Here is a 22,105-nt window from a genome sequence, read left to right as displayed (position 1 = left end):
GGCCGCGGCCTGCAGGCCGAATGCAAGGCCCGCATGATGCCCAGGTGCGACCCGGAAAAAAGAAAAGCCCGCAACGAGTGCGGGCTTGAACCATGCCAAGGGAGACATGGAGGAGACAACTTCACTATAGTCAAACCATTGACGCGTCGCAATATACGTTCGTATATGGAATCGTCAATCATTGTCAGATTAATGAGTTAGTGATTGATGCGGCCATCGAGCAGGCCCACAATGAAGCGGCGCGCTCGCTGGATGGGAAGGTGCGGCGCACGGGAGGCGAGCCATCGCCTCGTCAGCCCGGAGCGGGTTTCAACTGGAGGGGTGATATGGGCATTCTGGACAAGGTGGGTGAAATTGCCGGTGCGGTGGCCGCAGTGGAAGGCGCCGAGAAGCTCGATCCGAACGCAGGCTTTCTGACCAAGGCCGCTGCGGCGGTTGCCGGTTTCGAAGGCGCCAAGGAAGTCGAGCAGCTAGTCGAGAAGAAGGAAGACGAAAAGCCCGCCGACGACAACACCGCGCAGCCCGCGGATGGGTCGGATCAGCAGACATGAACGCCTTGCCGCGCGCATGACGGATGGACCGGGGAGTCGGGCGCGCTTCGCTTCATGTCAGTCGATACGCGAGTGGCAATTCAGATACACGAAAGCCGCGGCTCAATAGCCGCGGCTTTTTCATTGGTGTCGGATGGGGTCTTAGCGCGCAGAGGCCGGCGATGCGCGATACACGAAGCCGAGCGCGATCACCGCAGCTGTGAAGCCGAGGGTGACGAAACACACGCCGCTCCAGCGCGCCGAGGCCCACGCCGCGCCGGCCATGAGCGCGCCGGCCGCGCCGCCGATGAAGAACATCCCCACGAAAATCGCGTTGAGCCGTCCGCGCGCGGCGGGATTGAGCAGGTTGATGGCGCGCCGTCCGAGCGTCTGGTCGGCGATGACGCCCGCATCGAGCGAGGCGGCGCCCGCCACGAGCAGACCCAGCGCCAGTACGGGGTGCGCGGCGGGCGAAAAGCCGCCCCAGCCCGCGCCCGCTACGCCCAGCAGCACGACCGCGCCGAGCATCGTTGCGTGCGCCGCGTATTGCACCGCGCGCCCGGCGCCTCGGTCGCCCAGCCGGCCCGCGAGCGGCGTGACGATCGCGCCGCTCGCGCCGGCCAGCGCGAACGCGGCAATGCCGTTCATGCCGAGCGAAAACGGCGGCTGCGACAGCAGCAGGGCGACGGCAGTCCAGAACGCCGAGAACGCCCCCAACGCGAGCGCCGCGAGGAAGGCGCTGCGCCGCAGAACACGCTCGGTGCGCAGTAACGTCCAGAGCGAATAAATGAGATCGCCATAGCGTGCGGTCACGGTTGGCATGCGGCGCGGCGTGCGCAGGAAGAGGACCACGGCGAGCAGGGCATCCGCTGCTGCTTCGATGCCGTAGAACGCGCGCCAGCCCAGCGTTCCCGCAATCAGGCTCGCAAGCGGCCGCGACAGCAGAATGCCCAGCATCAGGCCGCTCATCACGTTGCCCACCGCCTGCCCGCGCCGGCTTTCGGGCGCCATCGAGGCCGCCATCGGCACGAGCATCTGGATCACGCTGGAAGTCGCTCCCGCGAGGAACGCCGCGGCCAGAAAGAGCGGGCCCGAGCGCGCCAGCGCCGCGAGGGCCAAAAAGACCGAACAGGCGAGCAGTGTGCGGAAGATCAGGCGCCGGTTTTCGAGCAGATCGCAAAGCGGCACGAGCAGCAGCAGGCCGGCTGCGTAGCCGAGCTGCGGCAGCATGGCGACCGCGCCGACGAATTCCGGGCGCAGATGCAGCGAATGGCTCACGAGTCCGGCGAGCGGCTGGGCCGCCGACAGATTGACGACGATCACGCCGACGGCGGCGGCGAAAAACAGCGTCATCGGCAGCGTAAGCGTGGTGTGACCGGCGTCGCCGACGTGGCTCGCGGGGGCGGCTTCGCGCGCCATCACACGCGTACAGGTTTCAACAGGATGCTCCATCGACTGGCTCCGCAACGTGGCAAGTCCAGTTATCGTAGGGAGCCTCACGTTATGCGACAATTGAATTATCGCGATAATCTTTATGCGGAGTCGTTGTGAACACGCGAGATCTTGAAGCCTTCGTGGCGGTGGTCGAAAGCGGCTCGCTCGTGCGGGCGTCGGAGCGGCTGTTCCTGACGCAGCCGGGCCTCACGCGCCGCGTCCAGAACCTCGAGACGACGCTTGGCGTCGAGTTGCTCGATCGCCAGAGCAAACCGCTCAAACCGACGGCCGCCGGCAACGAGGTGTATAGCCTCGCGCGCTCGGTCCTGAGAGCGGTCGACGATCTGATGTCGGTCGCTTCGCCGGAAACCGAACCCACGGGCGAACTCAAGCTCGGCGTGCCGCCGTTTCTCTCGGAGCTGGCGCTCGAGCAGCCCGTCGATCAGTTGCGCGGCGAGTTTCCGAAGCTGACGCTGCGCGTGAGGGCCGGCTGGTCGCCTGGACTACTCGACGAAGTCGAGCGCGCACGGCTCGATGCGGCGGTCATCCTGCTGCCCGCTGCCGTTGCGCCGCCGGAGAGCGTTGTCGCCACCCAGCTTGGCTATACCCCGACCCTCGTGGTCGCCGCGCGCTCGTTCGGCTTGCCCGACGAGCCCACTACGCTCGCCGCGCTCGCGCATCACCCGTGGGTGCTGAACCAGGACGGCTGCGGGATGCGCTCGGCGCTGAGCCGCGCCATGGGCATGGCGGGACTGCCGTTCAACGTGGCGGTCGAGGCGTTCGGCTCGGAGCTGCAGCTTTCTCTGGTCGCGCGCGGCATGGGCGTCGGGCTCGCCGCGCCGCAGGCGCTCGCGCGCAGCTCGCTGCGCGACCAGCTGCAGATCATCGACGCGACCGACTTCCGCTCGGGCCTGAACGTGTGGCTCGTGCACGGGGCGTTGCCGGGGCGCCTCGTGCGACCGGTCGCACTCATTCGCGATGCGCTGGCGAGCAAGCTGGAGACGGCCGAAATGGCGTGACGGCGTGGTGGTGCTCAGGCGTGCGCCGCCGCGCTGCCGCCGTTGCCGCTGCTGCCGATGGCGTCGAGTTCAGCGAGCACTTCGTCGTCCAGATCGATCTGCGCCGCCGCCACGTTTTCGCGCAGATGCGAAAGCGTGGACGTGCCCGGAATCAGCAGAATGTTGGGCGAGCGCCGCAGGAGCCACGCGAGCGCGAGCGCCATCGGCGTGACGTCCATGCGCGCGGCAATCGACGCAAGCGCCGACGACTGGATCGGCGTAAAGCCGCCGAGCGGAAAGAAGGGCACGTAGGCAATGCCCTGCGCGGCCAGTGCGTCGATCAGCGCGTCGTCGTCGCGGTGCACGAGGTTGTAGTGGTTCTGCACGCACACGATGGGCACGAGGCGCTGTGCCGCCGCGATTTGCGCAGCGGTGGCGTTGGACATGCCGACATTGCGCACGAGGCCGCGCTCGCGCAACCGGGCAAGCGTTTCGACCTGCTTTTCCACGGGCCCCTCGGAGGGCTTGTGGACGTCGCCCATGATGCGCAGGTTGACCACGTCGAGCGCCTCGAGGCCCAGATTGCGCAGGTTGTCGTGCACCGCGCGCTCGATGTCGGCGGGTTCCAGTGCCGGCAGCCACGCGCCCTTGTCGTCGCGCACGGCGCCCACCTTCGTGACGATCGTAAGGTTCTGCGCATACGGGTGCAGCGCCTCGCGGATGATCTGGTTCGTCACGTGCGGGCCGTAGAAGTCGCTCGTGTCGATGTGATCGACGCCCAGTGCCAAGGCCTCGCGCAGCACCGCGACGGCCTGTGCGCGGTCCTTCGGGGGCCCGAACACGCCGGGCCCTGCGAGTTGCATGGCGCCGTAGCCCATGCGGTTCACCTGGCGGCCGGCCAGTTCATACGTGCTTGCGGGTTTGCGGTTCGACATTGCGTACTCCTCGGTTGACGAATGTCCGCAGTATGGGCGCGATCGAATTGTCCGATAATCCCATCTGATTAGAACAGGCTGTGCATGATTTCGAACAATGCGGTCGAACGGCGGGGGTGAACGATGGCGATGGAAATGAACGATCTGGCCGCTTTCGTTTCAGTCGCGCGCGCTGGCGGCTTTCGCGACGCCGCGCGCGTGGGCGGCGTCTCGGCGTCGAGCCTGAGCGCCGCGGTGCGCAGGCTGGAGGCGAAGCTCGGGCTGCGCCTTTTGAACCGCACCACGCGCAGCGTCGCGCCGACCGAGGCGGGGCAGCGGCTGCTCGAATCGATCACGCCGCTTTTCAGCGAGATGGAAGCGGCGCTCGACGTGCTCAACGGCTACCGCGAAAAGCCCGCGGGCACGCTCAAGCTCAACGTGCCCGCAAGCGCGGCGCGCACCATTTTGCCGGGCGTCCTCGCGCCATTTCATCGCGCGTATCCCGAGATCCGCGTGGAAGTGGTAGTGGAGGACGGCTTCGTCGACGTGCTGCAGATCGGCTGCGACGCCGGCATCCGCTACGACGAGCGGCTGGAGCAGGACATGATCGCGATTCCCATCGGCCCGCGCGTGGAGCGCTTCGCGACGGCCGCCTCGCCCGCGTATCTCGCGGCGCGCGGGCGGCCCGAACATCCGCGCGATCTGCTCGGGCACGCGTGCCTGCGCGTGCAGTTCGCGGGCGGCGCGCTGCCGCTCTGGCACTTCGAGCGCAATGGCGAAGTATTGCGGCTCGACCCGCCCACGCCGCTCGTCGTGCGTCCCGGCGCCGCGCTCGACCTGCTGATCAACATGGCGCTCGATGGCGTCGGCATCGTGTATCTGTTCGAGGAAATGCTGCTACCGCATATCCGAAGCGGCACGCTCGTGCGCGTGCTCGACGACTGGGACGTCTCGTTTCCGGGGCCGTTTCTCTACTATCCAGGGCGGCGGCATCTGCCGGCGCCGTTGCGCGCGTTCGTCGATTTCGTGAAGGCGCATGCGCAAGACGATTCGGCCTCCTGAGCAAGCGTCGAGGCGTTCACGTCGCCCACTCGGGATGGTACGGCGTATCGCCGTCGTCGGTGAGCCAGGGCGCGTCGTGCGAGATCACATGCGGCTGCGCGGGACGCTCGGCCAGGAGATGGCTGCCGCAGGTGGCGCAGAAATAGCGGAACTTGCCCTCTGACTAAGGGCGCGAATGGACGCATACCGTCCTGGCATCGCGTTTTCGGACTTTGCCAATGTTCACGGCTATGAGACGACCGTAGATTCGAAGACTTCGCGCCGCAAGCGCCTTGCCTCTCATGAGTACGCCGATGAACACGTCCCCAGCTCACACATCGTCCGCAGACGCCGCCTGGCATGACGCGTTGTCGGCGCACACGGCGGCCGAGCACGACGCAGCGCTCGGCGCGCTCGAACGCGTGCTGCAGGCGCAGCCTGCCGACGCAAGGGCCCTGGAGCTGGCGGCCCGCACGCTCGCCGGCGGCGCCCGGCACGGCGCGTCGCCGCCGTTTGCCACGCCGCGGGCGCTGGCCGACGCGTACGCCGCACTCGGCGCGTGGCTCTACCGGCGCGGCCGCTTCGCCGCCGCCGGCCACGCCTACCAGCATGTGCTATCGATCCGCCCCGACGACGTGCCCACGCGCGCCAATCTCGCCCTCGCGCTAATGAACGACGCCCGCGCGGACGAAGCCGAAGCCGTGCTTGCGCGCGCGCTGGAGATCGACCCGCATCACGCAGTAGCGCTGCTCAATCACGGCGTGCTGATGTGGCGCTCAGGCCGTCTGAAGCAAGCTGAAACCGCGTATCTTGCGGTGCTCGCGCGGCATCCGGAGCACGTCGCGGCATGGAACAACCTGGGCCTGCTGTACAAGGAAATGAACCGCCTGCCCGACTCGGAGGCGGCGTGCCGCCGCGCGCTGGCGCTCGACGACACCCATGCCGAAATCCACAACAACCTCGGCAACGCGCTCTGGCAACTCGGCCAGGTCGAGGCGTCGATCGAGCCGTATCGGCGCGCGCTCGCGCTGCGTCCCGACTACGCGGCGGCGCGTGCGAACCTCGCGTTGCCGCTGCTGCGTCTGGGCGCGTACGAGGCGGCCTGGCCGTTGTACGAAGCGCGCCACGATCCGTCGATAGGCGAGGGCGGCGTCGCGCGCCCGCCTGTGCCGTATCCAGAGTGGCAAGGCGAAACGCTCGCGGGCAAGTCGATTCTCGTGTGGCCCGAACAGGGTCTTGGCGACTGTCTGCAATTCTGCCGCTACGTGCCAATGCTCAAGGCGCTCGGCGCGGCCCAGGTGAGCATCGCCTGCGCGCCGGCGCTCGCGCGGTTGTTCGAAACGCTCGCGGGCGCCGACCGCGTGATTCCGTTGAACGGCCAGGGGCGCATCGAGAGCCATGACTTCTGGTGCCTGTCCATGAGCCTGCCGTTGCGCTTTGGCACCACGGTCGCGTCGATTCCGGCGCGCGTGCCGTATCTGCATGCGCACGCACCGCACGCCGAGGCGTGGCGCACCCGGTTGCCCGCAGGCGCCCTGAAGGTCGGACTCGTGTGGGCCGGCAATCCGCGCGAGGACGAGGCAAGTTCGAACGCGATCGACCAGCGCCGCTCGCTCGACGCGTGCGCGTTCATGCCGCTGCTGCGCACGCCGGGCGTGACGTTCGTGAGCCTGCAGCTGGGCGCGACGACCCGGCCACAGCTCGCCGCGATTCCCGCTGCTTTGCGCCCGTTCGACCCGATGGACGATGTGCGCGATTTCGCCGATACCGCGGCGATCGTCGCGAATCTCGATCTCGTGATTACGGTGGACACCTCGATGGCGCACCTGGCCGGCGCGCTCGGCAAGCCGGTGTGGGTGCTTTCGCGCTTTGCTGCGTGCTGGCGCTGGCTCGGCGACCGGGAAGACTCGCCGTGGTATCCAACGGCGCGGCTTTTCCGCCAGGGCGAGAACGGCGCCTGGGACGATGTCCTGCAGCGTGTGGAGGAAGCGCTTGCGGCGCTGGCGGGGCCGCAAGCGCAAACATAGGACGGCAAGGCAACGGCCCACCTTACCGGCAAGTTAGGTGTCGCACATTTGTAAACGTATGGACAGTCTATTGTTAGCGCATTATCCGAGCGCGAAGACTGCCATGGACATCACTTCACATACGCGTGTGCAAGCGCAGGCCGGCGCCTCCGGCAAACATGCGCGCGTGCGTCGCCAGATCATTTACCTCTGCCTCTTCGTGCTCGTTGTCTCGCCGGTCGTCGACGAGATCATCCGGCTCGGCAACGGGCGCTGGCACGATTTCCAGACCCCCGGTGCGCTGGGCCACGCGTTGCGGTGGTTGATCCATTTTGTGCGCGGCGGCGAATACGGCGATTCGTGGGGCCCCATGCTGGCCGCGCTGAACTGGTTCGCGGAGCATCCCGGCGGCCGGCTCTACGATCAACTCTTCTTCGTCGATCACATCAAGTTTCAGTACCCGCCGAGCAGCCTGTTGCTGTTCGACTGGCTCGCGCGCATGGGCGTGCAGCTCAACAACCTCATGCTGAACACCGTCAACTGGTGGGTAATCGCGTTCAATTGCGTGGTCAATGCGCGGGTCGCCGTGAAGCTCGCTGCTCGCGACGATCGCTATGCCCCGTTCCAGATGCACCTCGGGTTCATGGTGGCGCTCGCTACCCTGTTGTACTACCCGGTGGGCAAGGCCTTCGAACTGGGTCAGATCCAGGTTTGGATAAACGCGCTATTTTCACTGGCCGCGCTGGCCTGGCTCTCGGAGCGCAAAAGCGTGGCGGGCCTGCTGATTGGACTGGCTTGCCTGATCAAACCGCAACTCGCACTGTTCCTCGTATGGGGCGCATGGCGGCGCGAGTGGCGCTTCGTATTCGCTTGGGGTGTCGTGGCGCTGGCAGGCAACCTCCTCGCCGTCGCGACCTTCGGCTGGCAGAACCATCTGGACTATCTGCGGGTGTTGCACGAACTCTCGCGCACCGGCGAATCGTATATTGCCAACCAGTCTTTCAACGGTCTGCTCAACCGGATATTCGCGCAGGGCGACGTGAACGTGTTCGATGCGCACGGGTTCCCGCCGTATCAACCGGTCGTCTACCTGGGCACCCTTGCCACGTCGGTCATCCTGATTGCGGCAGCGCTCGTGAGGCCCCCGCGCGGCGCGGCCTCAAGCCTGCTGGATTTCTTGTGCGCTGGGCTGACCTTCACGCTCGCCTCGCCGATTGCGTGGGAGCATCACTTCGGCCTGCTGCCCGTGGTCTACGTTGCGACGCTGTTCACGTTGCTGACCCGCAAGGCGCAGAAGGAGCGCACGCTCGGGCTGGCTATCCTGAGCGCATCGTTCCTTTTGACGGGGCACTGGCTGGGTGACTCCTGGACGTTTCTCGGCGTGCTCGCCCTGCTGGCAATCGTGCACGGGGCCAACCACGGCGCGCGGCCGCAGACATCGGGCGACGCGCTGAAGCGTGGCTTTTAACCGCGTTTAACGCCGCTTCATGCCGTACTCGATGAAGGTGCGGCACAGCAGCTCCATGCCTTTCGCGTCTTCTTCGTCGAAGCGCGCGAGATGCGGGCTGTCCACGTCCCATACGCCGATCAGCTCGCCGTCCGGTGTGACGAGGGGCACGACGATTTCCGACTGCGAAGCCGAATCGCACGCAATGTGACCCGCGAACGCGTGCACGTCGGGCACGACCTGCGTTTGCCGCGTAGCCGCTGCGGTGCCGCATACGCCCTTGCCGATGGGAATGCGCACGCACGCCGGCTTGCCCTGGAACGGACCGACCACGAGCTCGGTGCCGTCGAACGAATAGAAGCCCGCCCAGTTCAGGCCTTCGAGCGAATGAAACACGAGCGAAGCGAAGTTCGCCGCGTTCGCGATGACGTCGGCTTCGCCTTCGATCAGCGAGCGCGCCTGCGCGGCGAGCGATTCGTAGAGGGCGGGTTTATCGGAGGGAAGGGTGTCGGAAAGCGAGAACATAAGTCGGTCGATCAGGATATGCGCCGGTCCAGCAAAAGCTTGCATCAGGCGCGGTTGAGCCAACCGAGAGTGTAGGCGAGATCGGGCGTTGACAGGAAATCGCCCGATGCCGGATCGAGGGCACGTGCATGGACCGTGGCGCGCGCGCATGCGATTATCCACGTTTCGTGTTGAATCTATCCACGCCTGCGGGGCTGGTTGCGCGCCGGTTTTCAGGCATGCTGGCGCATCAGGACAGACACAAACGGAGAACGCAGCATGAGCAAGACATTCAGAATCGCCGCGATTGCCGGCGACGGCATTGGCCAGGAAGTGATGCCCGAAGGCGTGCGCGTCGTCGAGGCGGCGGCCGCGAAGTTCGGCCTGAAGCTCGAATTCACGCATTTCGACTGGGCAAGCTGCGACTATTACCTCGAGCACGGCAAGATGATGCCCGACGACTGGTTCGCCACGCTCAAGGGCTTCGACGCGATCTATTTCGGCGCGGTCGGCTGGCCCGACAAGGTGCCCGATCACATTTCGCTGTGGGGCTCGCTGCTGAAGTTCCGCCGTGAGTTCGACCAGTACGTGAACTTGCGCCCGGTGCGGCTGCTGCCGGGCGTGCCGTGTCCGCTCGCGAACCGCAAGCCGGGCGACATCGACTTCCTCGTGGTGCGCGAGAACACCGAGGGCGAGTACAGCTCGGTAGGCGGCAAGATGTTCGAAGGCACTGAGCGCGAGTTCGTGCTGCAGGAGTCGGTGTTCACGCGCCAGGGCGTGGACCGCATTCTCAAGTACGCGTTCGAACTGGCGAACCAGCGCAAGCGCAAGCAGCTCACGGCGGCCACGAAGTCCAATGGCATCTCGATCAGCATGCCGTACTGGGACGAGCGCGTGGCGGCCATGGCGCAGACCTACCCCGACGTGAAGTGGGACAAGCAGCACATCGACATTCTGTGCGCGCGTTTCGTGCTGCAGCCCGATCGCTTCGACGTGGTCGTCGCCTCGAACCTGTTCGGCGACATTCTTTCGGACCTCGGCCCCGCCTGCACGGGCACGATCGGTCTGGCGGCGTCGGCGAACCTGAACCCCGAGCGCAAGTTTCCCTCGCTGTTCGAGCCGGTGCATGGTTCCGCGCCCGATATCTTCGGCAAAAAGATCGCCAACCCCATCGCGATGATCTGGTCGGGCGCGATGATGCTCGACTTCCTCGGCAACGGCGACGCGCAATACAAGGCCGCGCACGACGCGATCATGCAGGCGATCGAGAAGGTGCTGGTGGAAGGCCCGCGCACGCCCGACATGGGCGGCACGTCGAATACGACAGCGCTGGGCGAAGCGGTCGCCGCCGCGCTGTAACGCCCATGCCGGACGCACCGAAAGCGCCAAAGTCTCTGGCATCGCCCGAACTCGACGACTTGCGCGTGTTCTGCATGGTCGCGCGCAAGGCGAGTTTCAGCGCGGCGGCCGAAGCGCTTTCGGCTTCGCCGGCCTATGTGAGCAAGCGCGTGGGCGTGCTCGAGGCGCGTCTCGGCACGCGTCTGTTGCACCGCTCGACGCGGCGCGTCGCGATGACCGAAGCGGGCGAGCGCGTTTATGCGTCGGCCGGCAAGATTCTCGACGACGTCGAGCGGCTCGTGGACGACGTGTCCACCACGCGACGCATTCCGCGCGGCACGCTGCGCGTGTCGAGCAGCTTCGGCTTTGGCCGCAATTTCGTGGCGCCCGCGCTCGCGAGCCTTTCCGAGCGGTATACGCAATTGAGCGTGCGGCTCGAACTGTTCGACCGGCTCGTCGACGTGGCGGGCGAGGGCTTCGACCTCGACGTGCGTATCGGCGACGAGATCGCCGGCCATCTGATCGCGCGGCGGCTCGCCACGAACTATCGCGTGCTATGCGCGGCGCCTGCGTATCTCGCGCGGCGCGGCGCGCCACAGGAGGTCGCCGGTCTCGCGGAGCATGCGTGCCTCGCGATCAAGGAGCGCGATCATCCGTTCGGCGTATGGCGCTTGAACGCGCATGGCGAAACGGTTTCGGTGAAGGTGGCCGGGCCGCTTTCCACCAATCACGGCGAGGTGGCCGTGCAGTGGGCGCTGGCGGGGCGCGGCATCGTGCTGCGCTCGATGTGGGATGTCGCGCCATTGCTGGAAAGCGGGCGCTTGCAGCGCGTGCTGCCCGGCGTCACGCAGCCGGCCAATGTCTGGGCCGTGTACCCGGCGCGGCTCGCGCAGTCTGCGAAAGTGCGCGTGTGCGTGAATCATCTGGAGGAAACGTTCGCGCGCATCGGCATTTCCGCGCCTGCGAACGAGGACGAGAGCGAGCGGTAGGGAGTGTTAGAGCATGTTGGGCCTGTTATTTAGGGCCGCAAAGTGGACAAGCATGACTACGGCGACGACTACGAAGTGGAGGCCGGCCAAGGTTCCGGGCTGACTTTCGTAGTCTCCGGCCAGTCGCCGGATGCGGTTCAGTCGTATTAGTCTGAATTCGATCTGACAGGTAGTCGGCGCAGATAGAGGAGACGCTAGCAATGAGGAATGAGTTTCCCCCTGGCGAGTTCCAGTGAACCGCGAGCAGTTGCCCCAGCATGTGCACCGCAATTTCGGTCCGTGCTAACGCGAACTCTCAGGGGTGACCTTGCCACCCGGTATGACAAAGTGCTTTGACTCGGTACCCAGAGTTGGAAGAGATATCGGGAGGACATCAAATGTGGTAATGCCAAGACGCCACGTCGCGTCTTCGCCAATTTCATGGCCAATTTGATCTAACGTCCAATCCGAAACGTTAGTAGTCTGTTTGAGCGGATCAATTAACGAGCCGTCGAGTGTGAAGATATCGAACTTTATTCGCTTGTAATATATGAGATTGCGAAATACTTTCTCTTCGGTTCTCGCGCAATCATTACCCCAACGCTGCATTCTTCGATCAATTGGCGGTGGAGTCAGGAATTACATCGAAAGTGTCGAATTCGACAAGTATTTCAGCGCCTAGGGTTGCGGTGAACATGGCTATTGGCTTTGGGTTGTAATTTTCTTTGCCGAAGTATGAGTTTTCGAGCATGCCGAGTGCTCGCGCGTATTCGTCGATACTGTAATCTGTAAGTATCCTTGCATTGTAGATGATGTTTTGAACTAGAAAATCGTTCATAAGGCACCGGGATACGCCTTTGAAAAGGACACGGGCGCGCGTCTTTCTGTCATCGAACATCAATGTCAGTTCCACAATTCTGGCACTCATATCTGCTGAGACGCCCCTCAAATACCAATCGTGGAAATAGTTCCATGCGGTCAGTATGTTGTCTGTCATGTCGCTGCCGTTCATGAAGATGGGCGGACATAGGGCTGCAGGTCGCGGATGACGACTTGGACACAGGTGAGTCGAATGTCTAACCCGACGTTTGGCACCAGGTCTAGCTTGAGTAATCCGCCTTCGGTTTTGGTAAGCGACATTTCCATTATGGTGGCTTCCTCAAGCATTGCGTTTATGTCAATCTCTGCAGTTCGCACGTCAAGACAGTCCAGGAAAACGACGTAGTCGTGGGTTCGCCCTGCAGGAGGCGGTCCATAGCGGTCGTGAAGCACTTCCAGTTGCACATCTACCAGGTCGCGCGTTCGCATACCGGACATTGGAAGCCCGTCAACACCTTCGCGTCTCTCTCGTCGACGAATCATGCAAAAAGAGCGAACGGCCGAATCATGAAACGACGTGTACGTTCCCAGCATACGCTTTAGCATGTCGCTTTGAGTTGCCAATTCCCAGCCCCAAGTCTGTTCCGGTTTATTCATCGCCTTCTCTTCATTCGCAGTTAATTGGAGACATCGGGACGTGTGCGTTGTCCCGCTTCCCATCGAAGAAATTATGACCATGTGGTTCACCGTGGCTCGCGTGATATTGGGCACACAGGTTGCCATTCGAATCGAAGTAGTCCACGTCCACTCCGTTAGGATTCACGCGATAGCCACCGGGCTCGTTGCCCGTCAAGTGGACGCCACGCGCCGCGAACTGCTGAGTGTCATCAATTGATCTATCTGGTTGATAGTCGAATGGCTGGGAGTCGCCGAGCGATGTCTGCTCACCTTGGACGGCGCGGCTGTCCGAATCGTCGTCGCCGCCGACCAATGCGCCTGCCGCCGACGCAACGAACCCCAAGAGTCCTGCGCCTCCATCTCCTTCGCTACTGCTCGCGGCACCGCTTACGGCTTGCGTCAGCCCAGTTGCGGCTTTGGCTACCTGCGAGGGCACATCGAATGCCGTAGACAGGGCAGACCCCGCTCCAGCCACTTTGCCCTCCTGTGCGGCCTTGAACGCGAGCCACTCATCCCATGTCAATGGACGGTTCGCATTTCCCCCACCCGATGCACTTGCCGACTGCCGGAACTGAGGCGCTGGCGTGAGCCGGAACACGCGTGGGCGCTGCGTCCACTCCCTGTCCATGTAAGGCACAAGACGGCCGCTGCGCACCACATCGCACAAAACGCGCCGGACATCGGCGTTTGTCTGTGGCAGGTTCCAGTGGGTGAAGTCAAGAATATCGGAAAGATACTCCTGAATTGTCTGCAGGCCACGCTGACCGGTTATCGTGCGCAGGTCATCCTTCGGCTTGAAATAGCGGTAGAAGTCGCCCCGGTCCTCGTCGCGCTGACGTTCAAGTTCATCGCGCTCCCAGCGCTTGCGCTCGTGTTCGTCGCGCCAGACACGGGGCGTGCGCATCGATGACTGTCGGGAAGAGAGGGTTCCGTCCCTGCCGTCGGGCCATCCCCATCGTGGCCGTCTGAGCGGGTAGGGCTTGATCCCGCTCGGTTGTTGACTCCAGACTGCGTCGCGGTACTGGCCACCCGGTACGAGCGTGCATTGCCACCCATTCTCCAGCGGTACTTCGAGGGTGTTCCATCTTGGGAAAGGCATGGGCATGGCGTATCCGTCGTCCTGGGGCTCATGGCCTATACGTAACACGCGTACTGACGCCTGACATTGCGCCATATCGACGGTTGCACGACGTTGGATCGGATGGCACTGAACCCTATCGTTGAACTAGACGGTTTCTCTCGTCAGCAGGAGGGCAGTCGCATCGGTGTGAAGATGGGCACTGCGATGGATGACGCCCCCCAGCGGCGCCTCACTCGCCTTCGGGAATATCGAGCGCCTTGCGCTCGCGCCGCTCCTCGTTGCCGCGCCGCGCGCGCTGACGCTGGCGCGAAAGCACGGTGATGATCTGGCCGGTGGTGGCGTCGGCGGGAATCTCGTTGCGGATCACGTTCGCCACCATCGGCAGCCCCTTGCGCTGGCGGCGCAGCGCCTGCGCGATCGCCTGGCGGCACGCGGGCCCGTGGCAATCCCATTCGTCGCGCAATTTTCCGCAGTAACGGCAGGTGTCCATGCGGTCCAGTTTACCGAAAAACGATTGACGGTTTAGGGGCGCGATCAAGGTGTGCCGCGTTCGCGCCAACCCGGCGGTATGATCGGCAGCGGGCGTGATGCGGACCGCAGTTGGACATTTCGTGGCGGGAGTGGCAAATGGCGGCGATCGGCGTAGTCCTCTTCGACATGGAAGGCGTGCTGTCCCACTACGATCGCGATGCGCGCGTGGCGAGCCTCGCGGCCGCCACCGGCGCGCCGCCCGCAACCGTGCGTCATGCGATCTGGGGCTCGGGCCTCGAAGCGCGCGCCGACGCGGGTGAGATCGACCCCGACGCCTATCTGCGCGCGCTCGGCGTCATGCTCGGCTGCGAGGTGGGCCGCGATGTGTGGCTCGCTTCGCGGCGCGCCTCGATCACGCCGAACGAGGCGGCGCTCGCATTGGCGCAGCGCGTGGCCGCGCGCTGCCGCATCGCCGTGCTGACCAACAACTGCTCGCTCGTCACACATCACCTCGATTATCTGAATCCGCCGGTCGCGCAGCTTTTCGGTTCGCAGATCTATTCGTCGGCCACATTCGGCGCGGTCAAGCCGGCTGCGCAGACCTACCTGGGCTGCGTGGCGCAGCTCGGCGCTCAGCCGCAGGAAACGCTTTTCATCGATGACAGCGAAGCGAACGTGACGGGCGCGCTCGACGCGGGTCTGCAGGCGTGTCACTTCGTCGAAGCCGATTCGCTCGCGCGCGACCTTACGCGGCTCGGGTTGATCGACGATTGATGGCGAACATACGGGAGCATGTGATGAAGATGCAATGGCACTGGAACCTGGTTGCGGCGCTCTGGCTGTGTGCGTTCGCGCCGCTCGCCTCGGCGCAAGTCCTGGGCGCGCCCGCGGCGCCGGGACCTGCGCCTGGCGCGCCGCTCGTCTACGTGACGGACTTCGAGCTCGATGCGGCCAACGTCAAGCAGGACTCGAATCCTGTGGCGAATGCCCGCGAGCATCTGGGCGGCGGCCTGCTGCCGAGGTTGCGTCACCGCGACCCGCAGCAGCAGGCGGATCAGGACGTCGCTAAACTGGCCAATGCGCTGGTCAACGACCTGCGCGCAAAGGGCCTCGATGCGCGCCGCCTGCCCAGCGGCACGCCGCTGCCCGCACAGGGCTGGCTCGTGCGCGGCGTATTTTTGAGCGTGGACGAAGGCAACAGCTTGCGGCGCGCGGTGGTGGGTTTCGGCTCGGGCGCGAGCCAGATCGAGCTGGCGGTGGCCGTGGACAACCTCGCCACCCAGGCCCCGCAGCCGCTTTATCAGGTGATCGACAGCGAATCGAGCCACGCGAAGCCGGGCGCCGGCGCGGCTATCGCGCTCAATCCCTACGTGGCGGCGGCCAAATTCGTGCTGGCGCGCGCCGATGACCGCAAGAACGTGGACCGCGCGGCGGCCGAAGTGGCCGACTCGGTCGCGGCGCGCGTGAAAGCGGCGCCGCAATGATGCCGCGCTTACCCGGTGTGCCCGGTGTGCCTTAACCGCGCGGCGGAATGTTGAGGCCGCGCTCGACCGCCGGCCGCGCGACGAACGCCGCGAGCACGCGTGCGACGTTCTTGAAGTCGGCGTAACCCACGAGGTCGCCGGCCTCGTAGAAGCCGACAAGGTTGCGCACCCAACCAAACGTGGCGATGTCGGCGATGGTGTACTCGTCGCCCATGATCCACTTGCGGCCTTCAAGGCGCTGGTCGAGCACGGCGAGCAAACGGCGCGATTCGGCGACGTAGCGGTCGCGCGGACGCTTGTCCTCGTACTCCTTGCCCGCGAATTTGTGGAAGAAGCCCACCTGGCCGAACATCGGGCCAATGCCGCCCATCTGGAACATGACCCACTGGATCGTTTCGTAGCGCGCCGCGCCTTCGCGGGCGAGGAAGCGGCCGCACTTGTCGGCGAGATAGATTAGGATCGCGCCCGACTCGAAGAGCGCGAGCGGCTCGCCGCCCGGGCCGTTCGGGTCGAGGATCGCGGGAATCTTGTTGTTGGGATTGATCGAGAGGAATTCCGGCGACATCTGGTCGTTCGCGTCGAAGCGCACCAGATGCGGCTCGTACGGCAGACCGCTTTCCTCCAGCATGATCGAGACCTTGACGCCATTGGGCGTGGGCAGCGAATAAAGCTGGATACGTTCGGGATGCAGCGCTGGCCACTTGCGCGTGATGGGAAATGCGGAAAGGTCGTTCATGCGAGGTCCTTGCAGTCCTGAAAGTCCTTCGGCGCCGGGGCGCGAGCCGTGCGAGGCGCGCCACGGCCCGACGGGGGAGTGGAGTCAGGCCGCCAAGTGTAGTGGAATTGGCGCGCGCCGTCTTTTCGCCACAAGGCTCGGCTTACACGCTGCCTTCACGCTCGACCACGAGAATGCGCGCCTCGCCGCGCGGGTGCGCGACATGCTCGCAGCCCACGCCCGCGAAGAACACGTCGCCGGCTTCGAGCACCGCGACGTGCTCCGCGCCGCCTTCGCGGTAATGCATGTCGACCACGCCGTCCAGCACGGCGAACACCTCCTCTCCGTCGTTGACGTGCCATTTGTATGGCTGGTCGGTCCAGTGCAGGCGCACGGTGGTGCCGCTCATGTTGGCGATGTCGAGCGCGCCCCACGGGCGGCTGGCGGTGAAGGTTTTCGAACGGATGACTTTCATGACGGTAAGGGTTTGGGCGCGATCCTGCGGCGCCGCGAAGTGGCGCTCAAGGATTCGCAGGTAGGGATTGCGCAAGGCTCATCAGGTTAAGCGGCGCGACACGAATCAAGCCGCCGCGCGGGCTATCGATATCGGCGATGAGCGTGAGCGACAGCGTCACCGTAATGGGCAGGACGAGCAGCAGCACGCGCCGCCCGACCTGGGCGTGCGCGCCGTAGCCCTGCATCAGGTTGCTGAAGATGGCGATCACGATCATCAGCGCCCACGCGGCAACGGGAATGCGATTGATCCACGCGGCCTGCGTGTAGCCCTGCGAGTTGATGACGTCGTTCATGCCGCCGACCACTAGCGCCATCACCGGATTCGGCTGCGCCTTAGCGGCGTCGCGCACGCTCGCCCAAAGTTGCGTCTGCAGTTCGCTGGTGTTGCGATTGATCTGATCGAGCGCGGCAGCGTCGTGCACGACATAGAACTGGATGCGCGCCTGAAGATAGCGCCCGAGCAACGCCTTGGCCTGCGCAGCCGCCTCGCCGCCAAGCAACTCTACGCGCAGGTACTCCGTGCCGATCGCGTTGGCCTCCTCTTCTTCCAGGTTCTTGCGCTGGTCGTAGCGGCCCACGGCCATCGAGAGCGTGAAGCCGATCAAAAGCGCGAGCAGCGTGAGCGTCGCGCCCTGCACGATCTTGTAGTTCTCGCGCGCTTCGTCGGCGAGCGGGAAGCGCCGGTGCAGCACTTTTGTGCCAAGGCCGGCGGCAAGCGGCAGCACCAAAATCAGCACGATGAACAGAAGCGCGGGGCGCTGGAGGATGAGCGGCGTCATGGAGTCTCCGCGAGAGCGTGAGAGGGACGAAGGCGCTGCAATGCAGAACGGCGTCGCCCGCGCGAGGCGGGGCGACGCCGATTCTACGACAGCTCCGCGCGAGAGCGCGGGCCGTTGTCAGCGCTTCAGCGCGCCGCGCGTTGCGGCCACAGCGTGCGGCCCCAGAACGTCAGCGAGCGGTCCCACGCGAGCTGCGCCCAGACCGGGTCGTACTGCGTGATGGCGATGCGGGTCGGCCCCACGGCGGTTTCGTTCGCGAACGCGTGGTGGGCGAGATAGCGATGGAATTCGACATCGACGTTGGCGTTCTTGAGCTTCGTTTCGAGCTCCGCCACGGTTTCGATGTTGAACGCCTGGTCCTGGGTCGCGAAGTGGCCGAGGATAGGCGCGGTGATCTTGCTCGCATCGATGTAGTCGAGCGGCGGGAAGCCGTACCACACCACGGCGGCCGTCAGGCCCGGGACCATGGTTGCCGCGAGCAGCGTGAGCGCGCCGCCCATGCAGTAGCCCGTCACGCCTACGCGGTCCGTGAGCGTCTTGAGATAGGTGACCGCGCCGTACACGTCCTGCGAGGCGGCGTCCGCGAAGTCGAGGCCCGTCATCAAGTGGTGAGCCTCTTCCTGCTCGACCGTGCTCTTGCCGCGATAGAGGTCGGGCACGAGCGCGAGGTAGCCCGCCTGCGCGAGACGGTCGGCCACGCCGCGGATCTGGTCGTTCAAACCCCACCACTCCTGGATCACGACGATGGCGGGCGCGCCTTCGCTTTTCTCCGGCTTGGCGAGATAACCCTGGAGCGACTGGCCGTCAGGGCGGGTGAAGGTAATCATGGAACCGGCGGACTGTTTCATTTGGGGCAACCTTGGGTGAGTCGGTTGAACGAAAGACGCAAGCATAGCGCTTGCGTACGGGATTTGTGTGTATGCACCCAACGGGCTCATTCGCCGATCAGATGCAGCACGATATCGCGCGTGTGCGCCGCGCGCCGATGTTCGAACACATAGATGCCCTGCCACGTGCCCAGCACGGGATTGCCGTGCTCGACCGGAATCGAGAGCTGTGTGTGCGTGAGCGCCGTGCGCAGATGCGCGGGCATGTCGTCGGGGCCTTCGGTGTCGTGCTCGTAACGTTCCGGATCTTCGGGGGCGAGCTGCTCGAAATAGCGTTCGAGATCGCGGCGCACCGAGGGATCGGCGTTTTCCTGGATCAAGAGCGAGGCCGACGTGTGGCGGCAAAAGAGGGTGAGCAAGCCGGTGGCGATGCGCTGTTCGCGCACGAATGCGCGCACTTCATGGCTGATTTCGACAAGCCCGCGCGTGCGCGTGTTCACCGGCAGATGATGAATGGCCTGGCGCATGATCGGTTTCTCCTGGCGGACCGCGGCGCGTGGCAGGCAGGCCGTCGCGGCAATTTCAACCGCTAAGCATAGCGCAGGCGCGCCCGGCGTGCAGACGGCCTCCGTGGCCAGCGCACGATGCTGGTACGATGTCGGCCTTGCCGGGCGCCGCCCCGGCCGACCGCACACGAAGGAGAAAACCGCTTGAACCTCACCCGCTACGCGAAAGCCCGCCACGCCACCAAGGCATTCGATCCCGCCCGCAAGATTCCCGCCGCCGTCATCGCTGAACTCAAGGAGCTGATCCGCTTCAGCCCCTCGTCGGTGAATTCGCAGCCGTGGCATTTCGTGCTGGCGGAAAGCGATGCTGCGCGCGCGCGTATCGCAAAGGGCATGGAAGGTTTCGCATACAACGAACCGAAGGTCACGCGCGCCTCGCACGTCGTGGTGCTGTGCGTGCGCACCGACATGGACGAACGCCACCTCGCCGACGTGCTCGCGCAGGAAGAAGCGGACGGCCGCTTCGCCAATGCCGAAGCGAAGGCGGGTCAGGAAAAGACGCGCTCGTTCTACGTGAACCTGCATCGCGAGCGCAACGACCTGCCCGCGTGGATGGAGAAGCAGGCGTATCTCGCGCTCGGCACGTTGCTGATCGGCGCGTCGACGCTCGAAATCGACGCCTGCCCGATGGAAGGCTTCGACGCGAAGGCGCTCGACGAGGAACTGGGCCTGCGCGAACAGGGTCTCACCGCACTCGTGGTCATTGGCCTTGGCTACCGCAGCGCCGACGACTTCAACGCGAAGCTGCCGAAGTCGCGTTTGTCCGCGGCTTCGGTATTTACCGATCTGGGTTGATTCGCGAAGGGTTTCGCCGCGCTCGCAACAAGCTTGCAACACGCGCGGCGATCGACACGGGAGCCGCATCAGGAGCATTCGTCCATGCAGGGTATCAAACGCCGCATCGTCTACGTCGCGTTGTTCGAAGGCATCGCGATTCTGATTACCGGTTCGAGTTTCGCCTCGCTCTCGGGCAGCGGCATGAACCGCGCGGGCGCGGCGGCGGTGTTTTCGTCGCTGATCGCGGTGGGCTGGAACTTCGTCTTCAACCTGCTGTTCGAGCGCTGGGAAGCGCGCCAGACGAAGCGCGGCCGCAGTGTCGCGCGCCGCATTGCGCATGCGGTCGGCTTCGAGGGCGGCCTCGTGGTGTTTCTCGTGCCGATGATCGCGCTTACGCTGCAAGTCACGCTGGTCGAGGCGTTTGCGATGGATATCGGGCTCTCGGTGTTCTTTCTCGTCTACAACTACGTCTACAACCTGATCTTCGACGCCGTGTTCGGGCTGCCGGCCTCCGCCATGCCGGTGACTGCCACCTCGGAAACGGACCCGCACGCATAGCGCGGGTTCTCACGCTCGAGGAGCGAGGTCAGGGGCTCTGAACAGCGCCCTGCGTCCGGCTCGCTTCTACATTCGCCGCACCGCTGGCACTCGCCGCCGGAACGGCCGCGTCGGAAGCCGGCGTCACCGCACGGTCCGGATGCTGCGCATCGTGCAACTGCCCGGACCAGCCACCGCCCAGGTCGCCGATCAGCGAAGCCGTATCGAGCAGCCTCTGCTGCTGCACGTTGAGCGCGCTCTGCTGATTGGTCACCTGCGTGGCGAGCGCCGTGGCGACCGTCGTGTAGTCGACGGTTCCCGCCTCGTACTCGTTTTGCGCGATCTGCGCGCCGTGGATTGCGTCGCGTACGGCGGCGTCGAGCACTTCGGCCTGCTGTGCGAGGATGCGCAGCCCGGAGAGATCGTTTTCCACGCCCTGGAACGCCGTCAGCACCGTGCCGCGATAGTTCGCCACCGCCGCGTCATAGCTCGCGCGCGCGGCCGCCACCTGACCGCTGCGCTGGCCGCCGTCGAAGATCGTCTGGGTCGCGCTCGCGCCGAGCGACCAGACGTAGTTGCTCATGTGCAGCAGACCCGAAAGCGGCGACTGCGTGAAGCCGTCGAGCGCGGAAAGCGAGATCGACGGATAGTACGCGGCCACCGCCACGCCGATCGCCGCGTTGGCCGAGGCCATCTGGCGTTCGGCGGTCGCAATGTCGGGCCGCCGCTGCAGCAGCGTGGAAGGCACGCCGGCGGGAATCGTCGGTAGCGCGGGAAGCTGCGTGCTGTGCGGAATATCGACCTCTTCGGGGTTGCGGCCCACGAGCACCGCAATGGCGTGCTCGTATTGCGCGCGCGCCACGCCCAGCGCAATCAGGCTCGCGCGCGCGGATTCGAGCTGCGTGCGCGCGGACACCAGATCGGAAGGCGGGACGGTGCCCGCCTGGTCCTGGTTGGCCACCACGCGCAGGAAGTCCGAATACGCCTGCACGGTATGCGTGAGCAGGTCGATATCGGCGTCCGTGATGCGCAGATCGATCACAGCGTTCGCCAGCGCGATTTGTTCGGAGAGCGTAGCATTGGCCAGCGTCGCTTCGCTCGCCTGCGCCGTGGCCGACTGTTCCTCGATCTGGCGGCGCACCTGGCCCCAGAGGTCGATATCCCAGCTCGCGTTGCCTTCGAGCGTGCCGCCGTTGACGATACGCGCGCCGCTCGGCGTGGAGGTGATGCTGCTCACGCTGCTGAGCGTGCCCGTGGAGGAGCGCTCGCGCGCGAGTGAGCCGGTAATGCCGATGGTCGGAAAGAGGCTTGCACGCGCCACGCGCACTTCGGCGAGCGCTTCCTGGTAGTTCGCATAGCTCTGCCGCACGGTCTGGTTCGATACCACGACGAGCGGTTCGAGTTCGTCGAGCAGCGGGTCATGGAAGGCGGTCCACCAGTCGCCCTTGGGGGCCTGTGCCGCTTCGGGCTCGGCCTGGGTCCAGCCGGGCAACTCCTTCCAGGTGGTGGGCACGGTGACCTGGGGCCGGTGGTAATCCGGCCCGACCATGCAGCCCGCGAGCAGCAGCGCGGCGGTCATGGGGGCAAACGGCCGCGCGAGCGGCAGCGCGCGCGAGGCCGCGCATCCGGCGGCGGAGATCAACATTCGCATGAGCGATGGATTCGATGGGGCAAG

Annotated in this window: 24 protein-coding genes; 11 read left to right on the top strand and 13 right to left on the bottom strand. The window is 65.1% G+C overall.

What is annotated here, in order from left to right; genetic code table 11:
* Positions 1-326 precede the first annotated feature (326 nt).
* Positions 327-551, top strand: a complete 225-nt coding sequence (locus FAZ97_RS32150; RefSeq protein ID WP_028205419.1) for a hypothetical protein — start codon at positions 327-329, stop codon at positions 549-551.
* A gap of 141 nt (positions 552-692) precedes the next feature.
* Here FAZ97_RS32150 and FAZ97_RS32145 read toward each other — a convergent pair whose 3' ends face one another.
* Entirely contained in the window at positions 693-1,949 is a 1,257-nt protein-coding gene (locus FAZ97_RS32145) for an MFS transporter (protein WP_233272025.1), read from the bottom strand.
* A gap of 128 nt (positions 1,950-2,077) precedes the next feature.
* Between FAZ97_RS32145 and FAZ97_RS32140 the strand changes: the two genes are divergently transcribed.
* Entirely contained in the window at positions 2,078-2,983 is a 906-nt protein-coding gene (locus tag FAZ97_RS32140) for a LysR family transcriptional regulator (RefSeq protein WP_158762811.1), read from the top strand.
* Positions 2,984-2,997: 14 nt separating this feature from the next.
* Here FAZ97_RS32140 and FAZ97_RS32135 read toward each other — a convergent pair whose 3' ends face one another.
* Positions 2,998-3,897 (bottom strand): aldo/keto reductase family oxidoreductase, encoded by a 900-nt coding sequence (locus FAZ97_RS32135; protein WP_158762810.1) that lies wholly within the window; start codon positions 3,895-3,897, stop codon positions 2,998-3,000.
* Positions 3,898-4,026: 129 nt separating this feature from the next.
* Between FAZ97_RS32135 and FAZ97_RS32130 the strand changes: the two genes are divergently transcribed.
* The 3 genes from FAZ97_RS32130 (at position 4,027) to FAZ97_RS32120 (ending at position 8,391) form a co-directional block, all read left to right on the top strand.
* Positions 4,027-4,938 (top strand): LysR family transcriptional regulator, encoded by a 912-nt coding sequence (locus FAZ97_RS32130; RefSeq protein ID WP_158762809.1) that lies wholly within the window; start codon positions 4,027-4,029, stop codon positions 4,936-4,938.
* Positions 4,939-5,231: 293 nt separating this feature from the next.
* Positions 5,232-6,944, top strand: a complete 1,713-nt coding sequence (locus tag FAZ97_RS32125) for a tetratricopeptide repeat protein (RefSeq protein WP_158762808.1) — start codon at positions 5,232-5,234, stop codon at positions 6,942-6,944.
* Between the two features lie 103 nt (positions 6,945-7,047).
* The gene (locus FAZ97_RS32120; RefSeq protein ID WP_158762807.1) at positions 7,048-8,391 is read left to right on the top strand and encodes a glycosyltransferase family 87 protein; all 1,344 of its coding nucleotides are present in this window, start codon (positions 7,048-7,050) and stop codon (positions 8,389-8,391) included.
* A 6-nt stretch (positions 8,392-8,397) separates the two neighbouring features.
* On the opposite strand, the gene FAZ97_RS32115 is transcribed toward FAZ97_RS32120, so the two are convergent.
* Positions 8,398-8,895 (bottom strand): GAF domain-containing protein, encoded by a 498-nt coding sequence (locus tag FAZ97_RS32115; RefSeq protein ID WP_158762806.1) that lies wholly within the window; start codon positions 8,893-8,895, stop codon positions 8,398-8,400.
* 258 nt (positions 8,896-9,153) lie between these two features.
* Here FAZ97_RS32115 and FAZ97_RS32110 point away from each other — a divergent pair, with 258 nt between their 5' ends.
* Together FAZ97_RS32110 and FAZ97_RS32105 are read left to right on the top strand one after the other, a co-directional pair.
* Positions 9,154-10,233 carry a tartrate dehydrogenase gene (locus tag FAZ97_RS32110; RefSeq protein ID WP_158762805.1) on the top strand — a complete coding sequence of 360 codons (1,080 nt, stop codon included), beginning with the start codon at positions 9,154-9,156 and terminating at the stop codon, positions 10,231-10,233.
* Positions 10,234-10,238: 5 nt separating this feature from the next.
* Positions 10,239-11,201 carry a LysR substrate-binding domain-containing protein gene (locus FAZ97_RS32105; RefSeq protein WP_158762804.1) on the top strand — a complete coding sequence of 321 codons (963 nt, stop codon included), beginning with the start codon at positions 10,239-10,241 and terminating at the stop codon, positions 11,199-11,201.
* A 595-nt stretch (positions 11,202-11,796) separates the two neighbouring features.
* Here the strand turns inward: FAZ97_RS32105 and FAZ97_RS32095 are convergent.
* From FAZ97_RS32095 to FAZ97_RS32080, 4 genes are all read right to left on the bottom strand, one after another.
* Positions 11,797-12,192 carry a hypothetical protein gene (locus FAZ97_RS32095; RefSeq protein ID WP_158762802.1) on the bottom strand — a complete coding sequence of 132 codons (396 nt, stop codon included), beginning with the start codon at positions 12,190-12,192 and terminating at the stop codon, positions 11,797-11,799.
* The gene (locus tag FAZ97_RS32090; RefSeq protein ID WP_158762801.1) at positions 12,189-12,656 is read right to left on the bottom strand and encodes an Imm50 family immunity protein; all 468 of its coding nucleotides are present in this window, start codon (positions 12,654-12,656) and stop codon (positions 12,189-12,191) included. Before FAZ97_RS32090 ends, FAZ97_RS32095 begins: the two co-directional genes overlap by 4 nt.
* A 10-nt stretch (positions 12,657-12,666) precedes the next feature.
* Positions 12,667-13,581 (bottom strand): hypothetical protein, encoded by a 915-nt coding sequence (locus FAZ97_RS35300; protein WP_199272230.1) that lies wholly within the window; start codon positions 13,579-13,581, stop codon positions 12,667-12,669.
* Positions 13,582-13,987: 406 nt separating this feature from the next.
* Entirely contained in the window at positions 13,988-14,248 is a 261-nt protein-coding gene (locus FAZ97_RS32080) for a hypothetical protein (RefSeq protein WP_158762800.1), read from the bottom strand.
* 137 nt (positions 14,249-14,385) lie between these two features.
* Between FAZ97_RS32080 and FAZ97_RS32075 the strand changes: the two genes are divergently transcribed.
* Both FAZ97_RS32075 and FAZ97_RS32070 read left to right on the top strand, forming a co-directional pair.
* Positions 14,386-15,003 carry an HAD family hydrolase gene (locus FAZ97_RS32075; RefSeq protein WP_158762799.1) on the top strand — a complete coding sequence of 206 codons (618 nt, stop codon included), beginning with the start codon at positions 14,386-14,388 and terminating at the stop codon, positions 15,001-15,003.
* Between the two features lie 23 nt (positions 15,004-15,026).
* The gene (locus tag FAZ97_RS32070) at positions 15,027-15,713 is read left to right on the top strand and encodes a DUF4410 domain-containing protein (protein WP_158762798.1); all 687 of its coding nucleotides are present in this window, start codon (positions 15,027-15,029) and stop codon (positions 15,711-15,713) included.
* Between the two features lie 31 nt (positions 15,714-15,744).
* Here FAZ97_RS32070 and FAZ97_RS32065 read toward each other — a convergent pair whose 3' ends face one another.
* From FAZ97_RS32065 to FAZ97_RS32045, 5 genes are all read right to left on the bottom strand, one after another.
* A complete protein-coding gene (locus FAZ97_RS32065; RefSeq protein ID WP_158762797.1) occupies positions 15,745-16,449 on the bottom strand; it encodes a glutathione S-transferase N-terminal domain-containing protein in 705 nt (234 codons plus the stop codon).
* A 142-nt stretch (positions 16,450-16,591) separates the two neighbouring features.
* The gene (locus FAZ97_RS32060; protein ID WP_158762796.1) at positions 16,592-16,903 is read right to left on the bottom strand and encodes a cupin domain-containing protein; all 312 of its coding nucleotides are present in this window, start codon (positions 16,901-16,903) and stop codon (positions 16,592-16,594) included.
* 46 nt (positions 16,904-16,949) lie between these two features.
* On the bottom strand, positions 16,950-17,723 hold the full coding sequence (locus tag FAZ97_RS32055) for a bestrophin-like domain (RefSeq protein WP_158762795.1): 774 nt from the start codon (positions 17,721-17,723) through the stop codon (positions 16,950-16,952).
* A 125-nt stretch (positions 17,724-17,848) separates the two neighbouring features.
* On the bottom strand, positions 17,849-18,571 hold the full coding sequence (locus FAZ97_RS32050; RefSeq protein ID WP_158762794.1) for a dienelactone hydrolase family protein: 723 nt from the start codon (positions 18,569-18,571) through the stop codon (positions 17,849-17,851).
* An 86-nt stretch (positions 18,572-18,657) separates the two neighbouring features.
* Positions 18,658-19,077, bottom strand: coding sequence for a secondary thiamine-phosphate synthase enzyme YjbQ (locus tag FAZ97_RS32045; RefSeq protein WP_158762793.1), 420 nt, complete (start codon positions 19,075-19,077; stop codon positions 18,658-18,660).
* Between the two features lie 183 nt (positions 19,078-19,260).
* Here FAZ97_RS32045 and nfsB point away from each other — a divergent pair, with 183 nt between their 5' ends.
* Entirely contained in the window at positions 19,261-19,911 is a 651-nt protein-coding gene (nfsB, locus tag FAZ97_RS32040; protein WP_158762792.1) for an oxygen-insensitive NAD(P)H nitroreductase, read from the top strand.
* An 84-nt stretch (positions 19,912-19,995) separates the two neighbouring features.
* Complete coding sequence (locus FAZ97_RS32035; protein ID WP_158762791.1) at positions 19,996-20,451, top strand: PACE efflux transporter; 456 nt, start codon at positions 19,996-19,998, stop codon at positions 20,449-20,451.
* A 28-nt stretch (positions 20,452-20,479) separates the two neighbouring features.
* Here the strand turns inward: FAZ97_RS32035 and FAZ97_RS32030 are convergent, their stop codons facing one another.
* Positions 20,480-22,081 (bottom strand): efflux transporter outer membrane subunit, encoded by a 1,602-nt coding sequence (locus FAZ97_RS32030; protein WP_407671952.1) that lies wholly within the window; start codon positions 22,079-22,081, stop codon positions 20,480-20,482.
* Between the last annotated feature and the right edge of the window lie 24 nt (positions 22,082-22,105).

The organism is Paraburkholderia acidiphila (genome assembly GCF_009789655.1).
Taxonomy (GTDB): Bacteria; Pseudomonadota; Gammaproteobacteria; order Burkholderiales; family Burkholderiaceae; genus Paraburkholderia; species Paraburkholderia acidiphila.
This window is presented reverse-complemented; position numbering and strand designations above follow the sequence as displayed.